The 18,222-nt window shown below is 67.9% G+C and carries 17 protein-coding genes; 8 read left to right on the top strand and 9 right to left on the bottom strand.

The genetic code is table 11. The annotated features are described in order from the left end of the window. Nucleotides 1–164 precede the first annotated feature (164 nt). The 4 genes from LQ955_RS19555 to LQ955_RS19540 all read right to left on the bottom strand — a co-directional run bounded on the left by LQ955_RS19555 (nucleotide 165) and on the right by LQ955_RS19540 (nucleotide 5,986). Nucleotides 165–2,054, bottom strand: coding sequence for an ABC transporter ATP-binding protein (locus LQ955_RS19555; RefSeq protein ID WP_231026131.1), 1,890 nt, complete (start codon nucleotides 2,052–2,054; stop codon nucleotides 165–167). Beyond that, nucleotides 2,051–3,856 carry an ABC transporter ATP-binding protein gene (locus LQ955_RS19550; protein WP_231026130.1) on the bottom strand — a complete coding sequence of 602 codons (1,806 nt, stop codon included), beginning with the start codon at nucleotides 3,854–3,856 and terminating at the stop codon, nucleotides 2,051–2,053. The genes LQ955_RS19555 and LQ955_RS19550 overlap by 4 nt, the downstream gene beginning before the upstream one ends. A 158-nt stretch (nucleotides 3,857–4,014) precedes the next feature. Beyond that, nucleotides 4,015–5,670 carry an ABC transporter substrate-binding protein gene (locus tag LQ955_RS19545; RefSeq protein ID WP_231026129.1) on the bottom strand — a complete coding sequence of 552 codons (1,656 nt, stop codon included), beginning with the start codon at nucleotides 5,668–5,670 and terminating at the stop codon, nucleotides 4,015–4,017. A gap of 49 nt (nucleotides 5,671–5,719) precedes the next feature. Further along, the gene (locus LQ955_RS19540; RefSeq protein WP_231026128.1) at nucleotides 5,720–5,986 is read right to left on the bottom strand and encodes a hypothetical protein; all 267 of its coding nucleotides are present in this window, start codon (nucleotides 5,984–5,986) and stop codon (nucleotides 5,720–5,722) included. A 277-nt stretch (nucleotides 5,987–6,263) separates the two neighbouring features. On the opposite strand from LQ955_RS19540, the gene LQ955_RS19535 reads away from it, so the two are divergent. Further along, complete coding sequence (locus LQ955_RS19535) at nucleotides 6,264–7,238, top strand: NADP-dependent oxidoreductase (protein WP_231026127.1); 975 nt, start codon at nucleotides 6,264–6,266, stop codon at nucleotides 7,236–7,238. Between the two features lie 146 nt (nucleotides 7,239–7,384). Here LQ955_RS19535 and LQ955_RS19530 read toward each other — a convergent pair whose 3' ends face one another. Next, nucleotides 7,385–7,735 (bottom strand): carboxymuconolactone decarboxylase family protein, encoded by a 351-nt coding sequence (locus tag LQ955_RS19530; protein ID WP_231026126.1) that lies wholly within the window; start codon nucleotides 7,733–7,735, stop codon nucleotides 7,385–7,387. Further along, complete coding sequence (locus LQ955_RS19525; protein ID WP_231026125.1) at nucleotides 7,735–8,808, bottom strand: ATP-grasp domain-containing protein; 1,074 nt, start codon at nucleotides 8,806–8,808, stop codon at nucleotides 7,735–7,737. Before LQ955_RS19525 ends, LQ955_RS19530 begins: the two co-directional genes overlap by 1 nt. A 123-nt stretch (nucleotides 8,809–8,931) precedes the next feature. On the opposite strand from LQ955_RS19525, the gene LQ955_RS19520 reads away from it, so the two are divergent. Both LQ955_RS19520 and LQ955_RS19515 read left to right on the top strand, forming a co-directional pair. After that, on the top strand, nucleotides 8,932–9,978 hold the full coding sequence (locus LQ955_RS19520) for an LLM class flavin-dependent oxidoreductase (RefSeq protein ID WP_231026124.1): 1,047 nt from the start codon (nucleotides 8,932–8,934) through the stop codon (nucleotides 9,976–9,978). 119 nt (nucleotides 9,979–10,097) lie between these two features. After that, entirely contained in the window at nucleotides 10,098–10,520 is a 423-nt protein-coding gene (locus LQ955_RS19515) for a hypothetical protein (RefSeq protein ID WP_231026123.1), read from the top strand. Between the two features lie 80 nt (nucleotides 10,521–10,600). On the opposite strand, the gene LQ955_RS19510 is transcribed toward LQ955_RS19515, so the two are convergent. Next, nucleotides 10,601–10,957, bottom strand: a complete 357-nt coding sequence (locus LQ955_RS19510) for a hypothetical protein (RefSeq protein WP_231026122.1) — start codon at nucleotides 10,955–10,957, stop codon at nucleotides 10,601–10,603. Between the two features lie 153 nt (nucleotides 10,958–11,110). Here LQ955_RS19510 and LQ955_RS19505 point away from each other — a divergent pair, with 153 nt between their 5' ends. The 3 genes from LQ955_RS19505 to LQ955_RS19495 all read left to right on the top strand — a co-directional run bounded on the left by LQ955_RS19505 (nucleotide 11,111) and on the right by LQ955_RS19495 (nucleotide 14,794). After that, nucleotides 11,111–12,628 (top strand): nuclear transport factor 2 family protein, encoded by a 1,518-nt coding sequence (locus LQ955_RS19505; protein WP_231026121.1) that lies wholly within the window; start codon nucleotides 11,111–11,113, stop codon nucleotides 12,626–12,628. Between the two features lie 116 nt (nucleotides 12,629–12,744). After that, on the top strand, nucleotides 12,745–13,854 hold the full coding sequence (locus LQ955_RS19500; RefSeq protein ID WP_231026120.1) for an LLM class flavin-dependent oxidoreductase: 1,110 nt from the start codon (nucleotides 12,745–12,747) through the stop codon (nucleotides 13,852–13,854). Between the two features lie 85 nt (nucleotides 13,855–13,939). Beyond that, entirely contained in the window at nucleotides 13,940–14,794 is an 855-nt protein-coding gene (locus tag LQ955_RS19495) for a TIGR03620 family F420-dependent LLM class oxidoreductase (RefSeq protein ID WP_231026119.1), read from the top strand. Here the strand turns inward: LQ955_RS19495 and LQ955_RS19490 are convergent. Further along, entirely contained in the window at nucleotides 14,760–15,614 is an 855-nt protein-coding gene (locus LQ955_RS19490; RefSeq protein WP_231026118.1) for a helix-turn-helix domain-containing protein, read from the bottom strand. The genes LQ955_RS19495 and LQ955_RS19490 overlap by 35 nt on opposite strands. Before the next feature lie 104 nt (nucleotides 15,615–15,718). Between LQ955_RS19490 and LQ955_RS19485 the strand changes: the two genes are divergently transcribed. Further along, a complete protein-coding gene (locus LQ955_RS19485) occupies nucleotides 15,719–16,042 on the top strand; it encodes an antibiotic biosynthesis monooxygenase family protein (protein ID WP_231026117.1) in 324 nt (107 codons plus the stop codon). Between the two features lie 57 nt (nucleotides 16,043–16,099). Further along, on the top strand, nucleotides 16,100–16,837 hold the full coding sequence (locus LQ955_RS19480) for a VIT1/CCC1 transporter family protein (protein ID WP_231026116.1): 738 nt from the start codon (nucleotides 16,100–16,102) through the stop codon (nucleotides 16,835–16,837). A gap of 122 nt (nucleotides 16,838–16,959) precedes the next feature. On the opposite strand, the gene LQ955_RS19475 is transcribed toward LQ955_RS19480, so the two are convergent. After that, a complete protein-coding gene (locus tag LQ955_RS19475) occupies nucleotides 16,960–18,216 on the bottom strand; it encodes an APC family permease (RefSeq protein WP_231026115.1) in 1,257 nt (418 codons plus the stop codon). Between the last annotated feature and the right edge of the window lie 6 nt (nucleotides 18,217–18,222).

The following is an 18,222-nucleotide window of genomic DNA, read 5'->3' as shown; positions in this document are numbered from 1 at the left end:
TTTCGGCGCTCGCGCGGTGTTTCGGCGCTCGCGCGGTGGTTCGGCGCTCGCGCGGTGGTTCGGCGCTCGCGCGGTGGTTCGAAGTACCGCGGCAGCGCCGAAGTACCGCGCGGGCAGGAGGCGGCCCCGCGCGCTAGCCCGGCGAGGCCCCGCCGGGCGAGGCCTCAGTAGGTTTGGCGGATGGCCGTCCAGGCCTCGTAGAGGCCGGCGTAACGTCCCCCGGCGCGCACGAGCTCGTTGTGCGGCCCGTGCTCGACGATGCGGCCGTCGTGAAACACGAGAATCGTGTCGGCCCGCTCGGCGGTCACCATGCGATGCGCGATGGTCACCGTCGTGCGGCCGTGCGCGAGCTTCGCGAGCGCGTTCTGCACCCGTACGTCGGTACCCGGATCCACTCCGCTCGTCGCCTCGTCGAGCACGAGCAGATCGGGGTCGACGAGGGCCGTGCGCGCAAGAGCCACGAGTTGCCGCTCGCCCGCGGAGAGAGCTTCGCCGCGCTGGCCTGCCTGCGTTTCGAGACCGTTCGGCAGGGCATCCGCCCACTGCTGCAGCCCGAGCCGCGCGAGCACGTCGAGCACCTCGGCACGCGTGGCACCCTCACGTGCGACGGCGATGTTCTCTGCCACGCTGCGATCGAAGAGAAAGGCCTCTTGCGGAACGATGGCCACGCGACGAGCGAGGGCGCTGTCGGCGATGCGCGCGAGGTCGACGCCGTTCACCCTGATCTGGCCCGCCGTGGGTTCGAGCTGCCGGGTGAGGAGCTTCACGAACGTCGTCTTTCCCGACCCGGTCTGGCCCACGACAGCGATGTGCTGGCCTGCCGCAAGGGTGAGGTCGATGTCGCGAAGGACCGGGCGACCGGGCACGTACGAGAACGTCACGTTCGAGGCGGTCACGCTCAGCGCCCCCGGTGACAGCGACTCCCCGTGGGCCTCGGTGACGATACCGGTCGGAATGGCGATGATCTCGAGCACACGGCCCCAGCCCGCCCGCGCGCTCTGCGCCTCGCCGAGAATCGACACCGAGAACTGCAGCGGGCGCACGAAGAACGTGATGAGAAAGAGGAACGCCACGAGCTCGCCCGCCGACATCGAGGCCCAGCCGATGAATCCGGCACCGATCGCCGAGCCGAGAACGACGACGGTGGCCGTGATGAGTCCGCTGGCCGCTTCACCCAGCGAGGTGTTGATGTTCAGCGGCCAGAGCGTTGCGCGCTGCGCATCGCGCACCGCCGAGACGGCCTCGTCGACGCGGGCCTGGCTGCGCGGTGCCACGCCGTAGACGCGGATGACGTCGGCGCCCAGAATCGTCTCGGCCATGCGCGCATAGAGCCGCGCGACCGCGTCGCGCACGGCGCGGTACCGTCTCGCGATGATGCGCTGCGTGCGCCGCATCACCAGCACCGCGACTGCCGAGATGCCGAACACGATGAGCGTGAGCTGCCAGGAGTAGACGAGCATGACGGCCGAAGCGAGAATCATCTGCGCCGTATTGATCACGAGGGTGAGCCCGCCGGTCTGCGTGAACAGCGACACCGTGTCGACATCGCTCGTCACGCGGGAGACGAGCGCGCCGCGCTTCTCCGACGGGTACCGAGTGGGCGACAGCGCGAGAATGTGGCTGAACGCCGTGGTGCGCAGAGTGGCGAGCGAGCTCTCGGTGGCGCGAACCAGCCGGCGGTTCATCAGGCTCGAACTGATGCCGGCCGCAACCACCGCGACCGCGCCGATCAGCACGGCACCGACCAGCACCTGGTTGGTCTGGGCTGCGGGGATGCCCGCGGCCAATCCATGATCGATACAGAACTGCACCGTCAACGGCACCACGATGCGCCCGCCCGCAGCCACGAGCGCGAACAGCAGCGTCACCCAGAGCCCGGTGAAGATCTGCGGAGTCAGCGCCAGGCCGGCGCGCACCGAGGGCGCTGGGCTGGCGGAGGCATCCGGGCCGCCACCGCGGGCATCAGCGCTACTAGCGCCACCGGCGCGGCCGGCGCGAGTGATACGGCGCCCACCGCGGGTAGCGCCATCGGCGCGGCTTCGCGTCGTGCTCACGAGACGTGCTCCGTCGCCGCGGTCAGCGTGTTGTCGTAGGCGGCCACGATGTCGCGGTACTCCTCGTGCTCGGCGCTGACCTCGGCGTGAGTACCGAACGCGACGACGCGCCCGTCGCGCAGGTACACGACCCGGTCGGCCAGCGCGATCGTGTTCTTACGCGACGCCGACATCACCACCGTCGTGCGACGCGGATGCTCGGTGGCCAGGTACTGGCGAAGCTGCTCCACGACCGCCCGCTCCACGTTCGGGTCGAGCGCACTCGTCGCATCATCGAGAATCAGCAGCGCCGGCTCACCGGCCAGCGCTCGCGCCAGAACAATCCGCTGACGCTGCCCGCCGCTCAGCGGGTCACCGAGTGGTGCATCGAGGCCGTTCGGATGCTCGGCGACGAACTCCTGCGCCTGCGCGACGCGCAGCGCCCGCCACACCTGCGCATCATCGATCGGCCGGCCGAGCGTCACGTTACCCCGAACCGAGTCGTCGAACACGAACCCGGTCTGCGGCACCACGGCGACCCGCGCGCTGGTGGATTCGTGCGAGAACGCCCTGACGTTGGTTCCGTCGTAGGTCACCTCACCGGTATGGCTCTCGATGAGCCCGGCGATGAGGTGCAGCAGGGTGCTCTTTCCGGCGCCCGTGCTGCCGACGACGGCGATGATCTCCCCCGCGTCGATGTGCAGCGTCGACGGCAGGGCGGCGGCGGGGTGTGAGTAGCTGTGACCGGCGTCGTTCAGAGCAACGGAGACCGGGGCATCCGGAGCCGCCTCGAATATGCCGTGCTCGGCATATTCATCGGAGTCGAGCACGTGCGACACCCGCTCATGCCCGATGACCCCGAGCGGCAGCACGCTCAAGAAGCGCCCGATGATGTTCAGCGGCAGCGCCATGGTGAGCAGCAGGTAGATCACCTGCACGAGGGTTCCCGTGGTGATACTGCCCGTCAGCACGAGATTCGATCCGACGAGCAGCACCACGAGCACGGTCGCCGTCGGAATGAGTTCGATGAGCGGGTCGAAGATCGCGCTCGCATACCCCATCCGCGTGTTGGCGGTGCGCAGCTGCTGCGCTCCGTCGGCGAACCGCAGACTCTCGGCCGCACCGATGCCCAGCGTGCGAATGACGTGGTCGCCCGCGAATCCCTCGTGGGCCAGGCGGGAGACGTTGGCCCGGGCGGCCTGGGCGGCCCGCGCGCGCGGGGTGATCACGCGCTGGTACACCACGTTCAGAGCGAGCACGAGAGGCACGAACACCATCGTGATGAGGCCGAGCGACAAACTCGTGAACGTCACGTCGACCAGCGCGAAGACGAGCATGAAGACCATGCCGATGGCGAAGGCGAAGTAGTTCATGGGCTGCCACTGAACGTCGACGTCTGAGGTCGCGTTCGAGAGCAATTGTCCGGTGGAGTGACGGCGATGCCACGAGCTGCCCAAGCGCAGGTACTGCCGTGTCACGGCGGACCGCGTCGAGGCCTGCGAACCGAACTGCACGACACCGGTCGCGATTCCGCGAATGACGATGGTGATCATCCGCAGCGCCGAGACACCGATGATGGCGACGAAGGCGGTGATCCACACTCCGCCCGCGATGTCACCGCCCGCGAAGGCGGGAACGATGAGGTTGTCGGTGGCCCAGCCGATGGCGAGCGAGCCGAGCACCATCGTCGATCCGTTGATGAGACCGGCGACGATGGCGATGCTGATGGCGAGTGGATGCTCGCGGGAGCCCCGCAGCATGACCCCCAGCCCCGTGCGGAACACACGCGCGGACTTCGGGGCGTCTAGGTCGGCGTCGGTCATGGGGCGTGATTCCTCGGTGGGGTGTGTGGTGAACGCGCAGAAATCTGGGGACGGATCACTCCGCCCCCAGATTGAGGGTTCCTGCTATGTATATCGCGCGACTCGTGCGGCTCGCACATCGGCCCCGCGAGTGTTACAGGGTGTGAACTCGTGCTCGTCTACTGCTCGAGCCAGATGTCGTTCGCCCGAAGGAACGCCTCCGACGTGAAGGCGAATCCGTGCACCTTGCTCGAGACGCCCGCGATCTGCACTCGCTCGAAGATCGGGAACGCAGAACCTGTGGAGATCAGCTCTTTCTGCACGTCTCCGTACGCCGCGGCGCGCGCCGTGTCGTCGGAGGTCTGCAGGCCCGCAGCGAACAGCGTGCTGACGGCCGCCGCGGTGGTGGGGTCTTGGCTGTTCACGGCCGACGCCGCCTTCGAGGTCGCCTGATCGACCGCTGATCCGAGCACGCTCGGGTCTGCACGAGTCAGGTAGGTACCCGTGAGGTCGTAGTCGCCGGCGGCGAGCTTCTGCGTGCTCTGCGCGGAGGTCACGACGTCGAGCGAGAGGTTGATGCCGACCTGCTTGAGCTGGTCTTGCAGCAACTGCTCACCCGGGCCACTGACGACCAGCGGGTAGTGCAGCGTGAGCTCCTGGCCGTTCTTGTAGCGGTAGCCGTCGGCGCCAACGGTGTAGCCCGCCGCGTCGAGCAGCTTCTTCGCGCCATCGGGGTCGTAGGCCAGCAGGCTCGACTCGTCGGTGGCGAACGGCGTGGTCGAGTCGACGACACTCTCGACGACGGGATAGTCAGCCCAGAAGATCGTCGACGCGTAGGTCTTACGATCGATCGACTTCTGCAGAGCATTTCGCACATTCGCGTCGGCGAGGGGGCCACCATGGGTCACGTTCGGCACGATGATGCTCGAAATACCGGGCAACGGACGTGACTCGATGGTGTCGCCGGCCGCCGTGATGACCTGCTGGTCGGCGTCGGAGATCGGCTGGCGTGGCCAGGCGATGTCGATGGTGCCGGCCGTGAGTTCGCCGTTACGAACGCTGTCTTCTTTGATGTAGGTGATGTCGATCGCGTCGAGGTACGCCGCGCCCTGGTTCTTCACCAGGCTCGACGGCCAGGCATAGTCGGCACGCTTGGTGAGGTGGGCCGACGTCGCCGCCGTGTAGTTGTCGAGCGTGAACGCACCCGAGCCGACGATCGCACCTGCGCAGCGCTGTTCCGGCGTCTCGGTATACGTCTTCGGCGCCAGAATCGCCAGCGTCGTCGTCGACGTCGCCTGCAGGAAGGCCGCGTTCGGCTTCGTGAAGGTCACCTGCACGTGCGTCGGGTCGATCACCGTGGTCGAACCATAGCCCGCCAGGTAGGTCAAGCCCAGAATCGACTTGGCGCCCAGCGCGAAGGTGCCGTCGAGCGCGGTCTTCACCGCGGTGGCGTCGAGCTTCTCGCCATCGCTGAACGTGACGCCGTCACGAAGGGTGAAGACGTACTGCGTGGCGTCGGGGCTGACGGTCCAGCTGGTGGCCAGCCAGGGCACGATCTTGCCGGTGTCGGGGTCTTGGTCGGTGAGCGAGTCTGCGACCTGGCGGTCGATGGAGCGCGACTCGATCCAGTACACCTGGTTCGGGTCGATGCAGCCCTGCTGGTCGTCCCAGAAGGCCACTTTGAGGGTGCCGCCGGGCACAGGGGTCGCGGTGTCGCTGCTGGTGGCACTTGCGTCAGAGGTGCCGGTCGAGCATCCGGTGAGCACCAGTGCTACGGCTGCCACCGTGGCGGCCAGCGCGGCGGTTCGCCGTCTGAAGTGTTTGTGTTCTGTCATTGCTCTGTCTCTCTCCGTGGGGTGCTGTGGGTGGTGCAGGTAGGTCGGTTCAGGGGGTGTACGTCTCAGGCATGTACGTCTCAGGCATGTATGTCTCAGGCGAATGCGTCTCAGGCATGTACGTCGCGAGAACGCGGTGCCCGGCCACGAGCAGGGCGGCGTCGTCTTGCGGTGGATGCACGCGCGAAGCGAGCACGTCCCGCCGATGTCGCTCGAGCGGGTTGTTGCGCGTCAGCCCGGGGTTGCCGAGCGCGGCGATCGCGGTCTCGACCGCGGTGATCGCCGTGCAGAAGACCTCGACCGGGCTCAGTCTCAACTGAGCGGGAGTGGCGCTCAGATCAGCGAGTGCAGATCAGTTGCGTGCGAATCGACAGGAACATCGCGGCATTCGGGCAAGCGACATGGATGCGATCCTTCCTGTGAGGTTGACTCGGGCTTTCGGTGTTCTGAACGTACTGGGGTCACCCGTGCCCCGGCGAGCACGTGACGAGTTGTGTCGGGTTGCGTGACAACTTGTGACGAAACGGGGCTGCCCCGGGCATCCGCCAGTCGTACCGTTCGTTGGAGAACGTTAAGGAACGAAAGGGAGTCTGATGCCCAGACGAGTGCAGTATTCGCGATTCGGCGGGCCAGAGGTACTCGAGGTCGCCGAGATCGACGTACCCCGGGCATCCGAAGGCCAGGTGGTCGTCGAGGTGCGCGCTGCCGGGGTGAACCCCATCGACTGGAAGCTGCGCGGCGGTCTGCGCGCCAGCGGTCCGCTCACCGAACCGCGCGGCGTCGGTACGGATGCCGCGGGTGTGATCGTCGAGGTGCACGAGAGCGTTGCGCGTGACGGCGGTGCGCGTGACGGCGTCGATGGCTGGCAGGTCGGCGACGAGGTAATCGTGCGCGGTGTTTACGGAGCCTACGCGAGCCATCTGGCCGCCGACGCCGCACACCTGGTGGCAAAACCGGCGGGCCTCGACTGGGGTCAGGCCGCTGCGGTCGGAGTGCCGGTGGGAACGGCGTACCAGGCGTTGCGCTCGCTCGGCGTGGGCGAGGGAACGACGCTGCTGATCCACGGCGCCTCTGGTGGCGTCGGCCAGGCGGCCGTGCAGTTCGCCCGGGAATGGGGCGCGACCGTGATCGGCACGGCGAGCCCGGCGAATCACGCGCGCCTGATCGAGCTCGGGGCGATTCCGGTTGCGTACGGGCCCGGGCTGGTGGAGCGCGTGCGTGCCGCGGCGCCCGGCGGCATCGACCTCGTGCTCGATGCGGTCGGAACCGACGAGGCGATCGCGGCGTCGCTCGAGCTGGTAGATGATCGCGCCGCGATCGGCACCGTTGTCGTCGGAGCTCGAGCAGCCGAACTCGGCATTCGAGCCTGGGCGGGCGGAAACCCCGTGCCGTTGACGCCCGAAGAGCAGGCGTTACGCGCCGAATCGCTGTCGGTGCTCGCCGAGTTGCTCGCTGCCGGGCGTTTCGAGATAGAGGTCTCGCAGGCCCTGCCGCTCGAGCAGGCCGCCGAGGCGCACCGCATCAGCGAGGCCGGTCACGTGCGCGGCAAGCTCGTACTCATTCCGTAAGGCGCCTGCCGTCGCGGGCGGCGACCCCGGGCATCCGGAGCCGCGCGCCGCGCGCGAAAACAGCGGAGAACCCGAGGGTGTACCGGCCTATAGCCGCCACTACCCCGGAATCTCCGCTGTTTTTGCGCGGGCGCGGGCGCGGGAGCCTAATGCGTGTGCTCGGCGGGCTCACCCTCGGTGAACTTGAAGGCGAGGCGGCCGTGGGCGAAGCCGCCGCCGGCGCGGATGGCCGTCGCGACCCAGGCGGTCTCGGCGAGCTCCTTCTCGGTGGCGCCCGCAGCAGCGGCGTTCTTCGAGTGGGCCTCGATGCAGTAGACGCACTGCGTCGTGATGCCCACGGCCACGGCGATGAGTTCGCGCACCTTCAGCGACAGCTCGGGCCCCTCCGGCGCGAAAACGGCGGCATTGAAGTCGTTGAACGTCTTCAGCATGTCGGGCGTCTCGGTCTTGTAGACGCGGGTGAACTTCTTGTCGTTCGGGTCGAGGTAGTGAGACATCAGGCGAGTGCTTTCTGGGTCGATGGTGCGGTGATGGTCGTACTGGTTGTACTGGTTGGCGATGCGGTGGCGATCGGATGATCGGGGTCGGTCGGCTGACCGGTCGAATCGGTGGCCGGATGATCGGCTGGCGCCTGCTCGGCGAGCAGATCGGTGAGGTAGCGGGCGATCGCGTCGGGGCCGGAGCGTTGTGACGCGGCCTCGACGTCGGGATTGTAGTTGGTGTTCGTATTGATGTCGTACGTTACCCGACGCCCGTCGGCGGTCTCGATGAACTCGATTCCGGCGATCTCGATGCCGCTGTCGGCGAGAAACGCCTCGTAACGGGCGATCAACGGGTCGTCGTCGAATCCCGCGCGCAGCGCAAAGAGGGGCGCGGGTTCGGCTCCCGGCTCGTCGGCGTCGGCATCGACCGCGCAGGCGTCGGCCGGGCAGAGCTCGAAGCTGCCTGACGAGATGTCGACACGAACAGCGTAAACGTACCGCCCGCCGACGAACTCGACGCGCGTGACGAACGGCTCGCGCGCCACCAGGTACTCCTGAATCAGGGTGACGCCGTCGGGCGACGGCTCGAATTCGGCCGAGTCGACGTGGCGGTCGAACTCGTCGTGCGAGTCGAAGCGGCGCACGCCGAGGCCCTTGCCGCCCTGATTGTGCTTCGAGATGAACGGTGTCTCGAAGGTTCGGGCGACGCTTTTCAGCTCGCTGCGGCCGAAGACGGCGGTCGTTCGCGGCACATCGAACCCGGCGCGAGACAGCGCCTGGTGCTGCTGCACCTTGCTCACCTCGAACTCGACGACCGACCGGCCGTTGACCACCCGCGCGCCGTTGCTCTCGAGCCACGTCAGCAGGGCGCGGGCGTACTCCTTCGAATCGGCATGGCCTCGGGTGTGCGACGAGGCGCTCAGCCTCGACCAATACACGCCGGGTTCCGGCCGTGAGCCGAGATCGAGCGAACCAGCGGTGACGAGAATCTCGCTGACCTCGGTGCCGATCGCTGTAAAGGCCGCCTCCAGCGGCGGCAGCCACTCCGGATTCTCGTGGATGATGTAGACGCGGGGCGTGGTCGGCATAGTAGCCAAGTCAACAGGGCATCCGGCCGGCGGATTCCCGTTCAGACCCTGTGTGACGATGTGTGACGTGCAACGAATCGTCATCTGACCGCGACGCGAGGCCCGGTCGAACAAGATGTCTTCATGTCGACCGAAACCTCCGCACGACGCCCGTTCACCCTCGGCTTTCACACGCGCATCCCTTTCACGCCGGGCCGACAGGCCGAGGGCCTACGTGAGGGTATCGAGCTCTTCCGCATCGCCGAACAGCTCGGTTTCGACTCGGGCTGGGTGTACCAGCGGCACTTCGACAACTACCTCGCCTCCCCCCTCGTCTTTCATGCGGCCGTCGCGCAGCACACCGAACGTATCGGGCTCGGCACCGCCATCATCGGCATCCGCTACGAAGACCCGGTGCTGCTCGCCGAGGCCGCCGGCACGGCCGACCTTCTGACCGGCGGCCGGCTCCAGCTCGGCCTCGGCACCGGCCAGGGCGGCTACGGCAGGCTCTTCGGGCAGCAGCCGAACGACGGGCGCGAACAGTCGCAGGCCCGCCTGGCGACGTTCTTGCGCGGCATCCGCGGCGAGGTACTCGACACCATCGACGACGTGGATGCGCCCATTGCCTTCGGCACCGAACTCACCGCGGGACCGGTCAGCCCCGGCCTGCCCGAGCGGGTGTGGTTCGGCGGCGGCTCGGTCGAGTCGGCCGAACGGGTGGGGCGGCAGGGACTACGGCTACTGCTGAGCACGATTCTGACGGGCACCATCGACGACTACAACGCCGAGCAGCTGCGGGCCATCGAGGTCTACCGCCGGGTGCACACCGGCCCGTTCGAGCCGCAGGTCTCGGTCTCGCGTTCCTTCTTGCCTGCGGCGTCGGCAGAGCAAGCTCGGGCGTACGCCGCTTACGACGAAGAGCGCCGCACGCTCGGGCCGGGAGCCGCTCGGCCGGCTGGGGCGTTGACCCCGGCGAGCAGCGGTGCCGGCCGGTTCTCGGTCAGCCCGGTCATCCACGGCGACCCGTCGTTCGTCGTCGACACGCTGCTGGCCGACCAGGCCGTTCAGCAGGCCGACAACCTCATCGCCTTTCTGCCGCCTTCGTTCGGCCTGGCCGAGAACATCGCGCTGCTCGAAGCCATCGTCGAAAAAGTCGGCCCGCAGATCGGCTGGGCGCCCGCCAAGAACTGACACCGTCGACTGGCGCTCTGTCAAGCCTTCACCGTAACATGACGTCATAGAGCAGATCATGTTCTGCTACGTCAGCCACGCGCCTCGCGAGAGGCCCCCGATGCGAAGAAGGTTCTCCGATGAGCACGATGAGCGAAATGATGATGTCGATGCCGACCATGAAAGACGGCATGCCGGGCATGGCCGAGATGGACATGACGGCCATGCAGGCGTGTATCGAGGCGTGTTCGGCCTGCGAGCAGGCCTGTGTGATGTGCGCCGACGCCGACATGGGTGAGGGCATGGGCAAGTGCGCCAGCATGTGCACCATGTGCGCCGACGTCTGCAACACCATGATGCGCATGATGATGCGCCCGATGGGCTACGACATGGCGGCGATGATGTCGATGCTCGAAGCCACCATGGCCATGTGCAAGGCCTGCGCCGACGAGTGCATGATGCACGCCGACATGAGCGAGCACTGCAAGATGTGCGCTCAGGCTTGCATGGAGTGCATGATGGCCTGCGAGACCATGCTCATGAGCATGAAGAGCATGGCATAACGGCAAAACCGGATGCCCGGGGGCCGAATCGGCGCCCCGGAACGACCAACGCGACCGGTAGCGGCGATTCCCGGGGCTCGCTAGCCGAGCACCTCGGCGAAGGCTGGCTCGGTGACGACGCTGCGCCACTCCGACCCGACCGCGAGCACGTTGTACGTCGTGTGCAACGCCACGGGCTCGCCGACACGCACCGCGTGCGTCAGGCTTTCGTGGTGCCAGACCCGTGCCGTCGCGCCCGTTTCGACCGAGAACAGTTCGACCCAGCCGTCTGCGCTGACCGAGACGACCAGAGCGTCAGCCCACTTGCTCGGCGTCGCTGCCGCCAGACGGCGACGCATCGGGTGCAGTGAGTGCCCTTCTTCGGCCCGCGCACACTCCATGACCGACTCCGCCGCGCACGCGAGCTGAAGTGGGGTACGGGTGGGCTGGCTGGTCATGGGGTCCTCAATCGAATGCGTGGGGTTCTGTCGTAGAGATCACGGTACGTGCCGCCCGCTCCCGTGTCACCAGTCGACGTCATGAGGCGAAACAAAGACGGAGTACGTCACGCAGCTGGTGCCCCTCGCGCGTCTGCTCCTTACAGTGGGGCCATGACCTCCTCCACTTCATTGCTCGCGACCGACCGCCTCGACATCACCGCCCTTCTCGCCCGGCACTCCTACGCCGTCGACCACCAGAACGAAGCGCTACTTCGCGAGACGGTGGCAGCGGATGCCCGCATCGAAACGCTGCTCGATGCACGGGCCCCGGCCGTGGGTGTCGACGGGCTCGTCGCGCTCGTCGCGCTCGTTACTGCGCCGGCGCCCGGAATCACCCGGGAGACGGTGTTCCGCAACCCGCTCGTGAGTGTCGACGGCGGCAACGCGACCGTCGTCTCGGAGCTCGGGTTGGTCGAGCTCGAGCTGCTGGCCGACGGTGGCGCCGTGCGCCGGCAGTACGACGCGACCTCGGTCGATCGGCTCGTGCGCACGCCCGACGGGTGGCGACTGGCCGAGCGCCGACTGCACCTCGCAGACGTCGACGTGGCGTCGGTAGCCGTGCCCGCCGATCGGCGCGCGCTGATCGAGCAGGGAGCCGGCATCCTGACTGCGGCGGAGTTCCTCGGGTCGTCGACCGACGGCACGAGCACCTCGGGTGGCACGACTGGCGCGGGTGGCGCGCCTGGCACGAGCGACGCGTCAGAGCTGCTCGATGTCGAGGCCGCACTCGCCTTCGCTGCGTTCGAGCGTGACCGCGAAGCCACCGTTGCCGCCGGCACGAGCGCTGCCACGGGCACGGGCACGCTCAGCAGCCGTCACCTCGTCAGCAACGTCAAGGTCGTTGTCGACGGCGACCGCGCGCAGGCGGAGTCCGAGTTCGTTCGCACCACGCTGACGCAGGCGGCCAGCGGCGCGACCAGCGACACGGCCACCGGCGTGACCCGCCGACGCACCAGCGGTGTCGAGCTGACCGAGCTCGAGCGCTCCCCCGACGGCTGGGTGATCTCGACACGCACCGAATACCTGAAGAGCGATGCCCGCAGCTCCGCCGAACTCGACGAGACCGTGCGCCAGGCGATCGCTGTGGGCACCAGGGCTCTGGGCGAACTGGTCGTGCCGCATCCGCTCGCCCTCGGCGAGGTCACCGACGCCCGCCTGGCGATTCGCGAGGTGCTGATTCGGTACTCGTCGGTGTTCGACCAAGAGCGCTGGGGGCTCATCGGCGAGGTTTTCGCGCCCGACGCCGCGTTCGGCGACGAGCCCGCCGGCTCGGGCGCGTCGTCGTTCGTCGACGGGGCGAGGGCGTTCTACCACGACCGTTTGACGGGACTGCACAGCATCGCCGAGCCGGTGCTGCGGGTCGACGGCGACCACGCCTGGGCGTACACCGACTTCACGACGATCGCCATTCACGAGCCGGCAGACGGGGCGGATGATCACCTCGACCGTCTTCGTTCGGGAGGTTTCTACGTCGACGAGTTGACCCGCGGCGAGAGCGGATGGCGCGTCTCGCGCCGCGCAGTCGCCTACAGCTCGAGCGTGCGCGACACCATCGACGGGGGCAGAGAACTGCGCCCGCAGATTGCTCGCACCAAGGCGCAGTTCGGGGCGTATTCGCCTGCCGTCTGAAACATCTGGCAAAGCCTGAAACATCTGGCAACACCTGAAACATCTGGCAATACAAGGGCCCTGCAGGGTCGACGAGCGGCACCATGGAGAAGGCGCCGAAAAAAGGGAGAAGAGCCATGACTGTCGAGTTCGTCAATGCGATCAGCACCAGACCTGCGAAGAAAACCACTATCGCCGACACGTTCCGGGCCGGAATCGACCCCGCGTGGCTGAAGCGGTACGCGAGAACGATCGACGAGTTCGGTTTCGACTACACGCTTGTTCCGTATCACTCGTCGGGGCCAGACCAGTACGCGCTGGCGGCGACCATCCTCGCCGCGACCGAACGGCTCAAGACGGTGGTCGCGGTGCGGCCGAATACGTCGTTCCCGACGGTCGCCGCACAGGCGCTCGCCACCCTCGACCAGCTCAGCGAGGGCCGCACGATCGTGCACATCATCTCGGGCAGTGACGACGCCGAGCAGCAGCGGCAGGGCGACTACCTCAGCAAGACGGAGCGCTACGAGCGGTCGACCGAGTTCATCCAGATTCTGCGTGATGTGTGGACGAAAAAAGAGACGTTCTCGCACCACGGAAAGTACTATGACTTCGACAACTTCGGCCCGGCCTTCGAGACGTTCTCGGGCCAGTCTCTGCCCGTTTCGCTGGGTGGATCATCCGATTTCGCCTACACCTCAGGAGGCCAGCAGGCCGACATTTTCGCGCTCTGGGGCGAGCCGCTGAAAGAGACCAAGCAGCAGATCGATCGTGTCTACGAAGAGGCGCACAAGGCCGGTCGTACCGAGCGCATTCGGTTCTGGGTGACTTTTCGCCCGGTGGTCGCCGAGACCGACGAGCTTGCCCAGCAGAAGGCTCGCGGCATCGTCGAGGCAGCCACGAAGCTGTACGGCAACTTCGGCCAGGGTGCCACGAACGTCGGCACCGTGCGTCTGCAAGAGATCGCCAAGACGGCCGAGTACCACGAAGACGGCGTGCTCTGGACTCCGCGCGCCTTCGCCGGGGCCGGCGGAGCCTCGTCGCTGCTGGTCGGGTCACCCGAGACCATCGCGAAGACGCTGGTCAAGTACGTCGAGCTGGGTGCCGATGTCATCTCGCTGCCGTCGCTCGGCGATATCGGCGAATCCATCGACACCGGGCGGTACATCATCCCGCTGGTGCACGACGAGATCGCGCGTCGCGGCATCAACCTCGAAGCCGCGTGGGAGCCTGCCGCGCTCGCATCGTAACTCGGCCGCGCCGGGGCTCGGGCCGGGTCTTGAGCGGATGCTCGGGCACCGGCTCGAGGCCCGGCGAGCGTGACATCATGAAAAGATGGATGCAACGAAGACGAACCTGACCGGCCAGTTCGGCGTGTGGCGCAGAAGCCCCGACATCGACGGCCCCCTCGCCCGAACGGTAGAACAGGTGGGCTTCGGCTCGCTGTGGTTGGGCGGGGCTCCGGCCGACTTCGAACCCCTGGTGCTCGAGGTGCTCGACGCGACCGAGACGCTCACCGTCGCGACCGGAATCGCGAACATCTGGAAGACCGAGCCCGCCGCCGCGGCAGAGAGCTACCGGCGCATCGATGCGGCGCATCCGGGGCGCTTTCTGCTCGGGCTCGGGCCGGGGCACCGGGAATCCGTCGGCCCCGGCGCCGCCAAGCCCTACACCGCTCTCACCGAATACCTCGACGAGCTCGACGCCCTCGGGTTCGACCGTTCCCGCATCGTTCTCGCCGCCCTCGGGCCGCGCGTGCTGGAGCTGGCCCGCGACCGCACGGCGGGCGCCCACCCGTACCTGGTCACCCCCGAGCACACCGCGGATGCCCGGCAGCTGCTCGGCCCGGCCGCCCTGCTCGTTCCGGAACAGCACGTGATTCTCGACGAGAACCCCGTCACGGCCCGTGCCGCAGCCCGCGCCGCCCTCGCGATGTACCTGGGACTGGTCAACTACCGACGCAGCTGGCTGCGCCTCGGTTACACCGAAGCCGATCTGGCCGACGGCGGCAGCGACCGCTTCGTCGACGAGGTCGTGGCTCACGGCTCACCCGCCGACATCGCCGCCGCCCTGCGCGCCCACATCGACGCCGGCGCCGACCAGGCACTCGTCCAGGTCATCGGCGACGGATCCCCCCTTCCCGCGCTCACCGCCCTCAGCGAGGCGCTCGGGCTCGTGCGTCGCGAATAGAGGGCAGCGCGGCGGAGGCGAGCAGCGCGAGCTTGTCCGCGCTCTCGCTGCCCGGTTCGGGGTGATGGATGACCAGCACCAGGCCGTCGGCGCCACTGATGGCGAGCTTCTCGCGGTCGAGCGTGAGTTCGCCGACCTGCGGGTGGGTGAAGCGCACCGGAGCACCCTTGCGGCTGGCGACTTCGTGGCGCGCCCAGAGCTGCCGAAAACGCGGGCTCGCGATGGAGAGTTCACCGACGAGCTCGACGAAACGGGGGTCGTCGGTGTCGGTTCCCATCGACTGCCGAAAGCCGGCGACGAGGTTTCTGGTGGCGGGCTCCCAGTCGGTGTAGAGCTCTTGCTCGGCAGGTTCCAAGAAGAAATCCAACAGCCGGTTTCTGCCCACGACGAGCCGCGGCGACAGGGCAGACGCCAGCGCGTTCGCGGCCAGCACGTCGAGGTACCGGCCTTCGACGAACGTGGGCACCTGCATGCTGTCGACCAACCGCGCGATGGTCGGCGAAACCGTCTCTTTGCGAGGTCGACGTCGCGCCTGTCGGGGCCGGGCGGCGCCCAAGGTCAGCAGGTAGTCGCGGGTGTCACCCTCGAGCTGCAGCACGCGAGCGATCGATTCGAGCACCTGCATCGACGGATTGCGGTCCCGGCCCTGTTCGAGGCGCAGGTAGTACTCGGCGCTGATGCCCGAGAGCATGGCCACTTCTTCGCGGCGCAGCCCGGGCACCCGGCGCATGCCCAGAACCGGGATGCCCGCCTGCTCGGGCGTGACGAGTTCGCGGCGGGCACGGAGGTACTCGCCGAGCTGGTTCTGCCGATCATCCATGACCCCACCGTAGGCCGCCGGGCGGCCGGGTGCGTGCCTCTGCCACTACCAGTGTTGCGAGGGACTGGTCGGGAGCGGTCAGCTGACAGAGATAGCCTTTTTGCATGACCGTTATCAAGATCAACGCCATCACCGTTCCCGCCGACAGCGGAGACGAGCTCGCCAAGCGTTTCGCCTCCCGCGCCGGTGCCGTCGACGGGCAATCCGGCTTCGAGGGCTTCGAACTGCTGAAGCCAGTGGATGACCGTACCACCTGGCTCGTCGTGACCCGGTGGAGCGACGACGAGTCGTTCCAGGCCTGGGTGAACTCCCCCGCCTTCGGGCACGGCCACCGTAGCGAGGCCGAGCGCTCCGGCCAGCCGGCGCCGGCCCACGTGGGCGTGAGCAGCGAACTCTGGTCGTACGAGGTCGCAGGTGGCTCGAACTAGCGCCTGGCTGCCCGTGATGCACCGCACCGACGACGCTCCAGGGCTGAGGGCACAACCATGACGAGTGATTCGGCCACATCGTCGCCGACACACGCCCGCCCCGAGCCGCACGCCGGCAGCCTCGCGGGCCGACTGAACTGGCTGCGCGCCGGCGTTCTCGGCGCAAACGACGGAATCGTCTCGGTGGCCGCGATCGTGGTCGGCGTCGCGAGCGCGAACGCCCCCACGGCGGCGATCGTGGCCGCCGGTTCGGCCGCGCTGGTCGGAGGCGCCATCTCGATGGCGCTCGGCGAGTACGTCTCGGTGAGCAGCCAGCGCGACTCGCAGCAGGCCCTCATCGAGAAAGAACGTGCCGAGCTGCACGACGACCCTGCGGGTGAACTGGACGAACTCACCGACCTCTACCGCGCCCAGGGCCTGTCCGACAAGACAGCCCGGCAGGTTGCGGTCGAACTCACCGAGAAGAACGCCCTCAAGGCCCACCTCGCCATGGAGCTGAACCTCGACGAGAATGACATTGCCAGCCCGTGGGCGGCGGCCGGGGCATCCGCTCTCTCGTTCGTCGTGGGTGGCATTCTGCCCCTGCTGGCCATCTTGCTGCCGCCGACGACGATACGTGTGCCGCTGACCTTCGCCGTCGTCATCGTCGCCTTGGCTGCCACCGGAATCACGGGTGCGGTGCTCGGCGAGAGTCGGGTGGTTCGGGCGACTCTGCGCGTCGTCATCGGCGGCGCGCTCGCTCTGGCCGCCACGTTCGTGATCGGCTCGTTGCTCGGCACCTCCGGCATCGGCTGATCTCGAGGAGACCGACATGACGGGTTCGTGGTCCGCGCAGCAGCCCGCGCAGATCGACGCGGCCGACACGACGCTGCGCATCACTCCGTGCCGCGATTTGTGACGCGACCGTCGCCGCGACCCTAACCGGCCTGCAGCACGCGCAACCGAATCAGGCGGTAGCCGAGGCCCACCACCAGCACGACGATGCCGACGACGATGGCCGTCGGCGGCAGAGTCACGACCAGAACCAGGCAGCCGGCCGCGCCGAGAAGCTGTACGGCACGCGGAAACCGCCGGTCGGCCGTGGTCTGCGTGAACGCCGAGACGTTGGCTACGAAGTAGTACAGCAGCACGCCGAATGACGAAAACCCGATCGCCCCGCGCAGGTCGACGCTCAGAATCAGGATGCTCACCACAACCGCCAGCGCGATCTCGGCGTGATGCGGAACCCGGTACTTCGGATGCACGGCCGCGAGCCAGCGCGGCAGGTCGCTGTTGCGGGCCATCGCGAGCGTGGTGCGGCCGATCCCCGCGATGAGGGCAAGCAGTGCGCCCAGCGCGGCAGCGGCGGCGCCGACGCGCACGATCGGAGTGGCCCACGACCATCCGCTCGCTGTCACGACGTCGACCAGCGGCGCCACACTGCTGGCGAGCTGCGTGGGGCCGATCACGACCAGCACCGTGACGGCGACGACCGCATAGATCACGAGAGCGATCGTCAGCGCGGTCAGGATCGCGCGGGGAATCGTTCGACGCGGGTTCTTCACCTCTTCGCCCATGGTCGCGATGCGGGCGTACCCGGCGAAGGCGAAGAACAGCAGCCCGGCAGACTGCAGGATGCCGTACCAGCCGCCCTCGAACAGGCCTGCGTCGACCGCCGCCGAGCGCTGCCCACCCGACGACAGACCCGCAACGACGACAAGGGCGAGCACCAGCAGAACGACCACCACGATGATGCGCGTCAGCCTCGCCGTACGCGAGACCCCGAAGTAGTTCACGGCGGCCAGCGCCAGAACGGCCACCACGGCGGTCGGCTTCTGCCACCCGACGGGCGCCGCGTACGCCGCGAAGGTGAGGGCCATCGCGGCGCAGCTCGCGGTCTTTCCGATGACAAAACTCCACCCCGCAAGGTAACCCGGCCACTCGCCGAGTCGCTCGCGCCCATAGACGTAGGTGCCGCCCGACGTCGGGTACTGCGCGGCCAACTGGGCCGACGACGACGCGTTGCAGTACGCCACGACGGCGGCGATGGCCAGCCCGATCAGCAGCCCCGCGCCCGCTGCGGCAGCCGCCGGCGCGAAGGCCGCGAAGATTCCGGCACCGATCATCGAGCCCAGGCCGATGGTCACAGCATCGGCGAGTCCGAGCCGTCGGGCCAGGGCAGGGTTGGTCGACATCGCGCT

Source organism: Subtercola endophyticus (assembly GCF_021044565.1).
GTDB classification, from domain to species: Bacteria; Actinomycetota; Actinomycetes; order Actinomycetales; family Microbacteriaceae; genus Subtercola; species Subtercola endophyticus.
The sequence above is the reverse complement of the archived record's forward strand: the minus strand, read 5'-3'. Positions and strand labels throughout refer to the sequence as shown.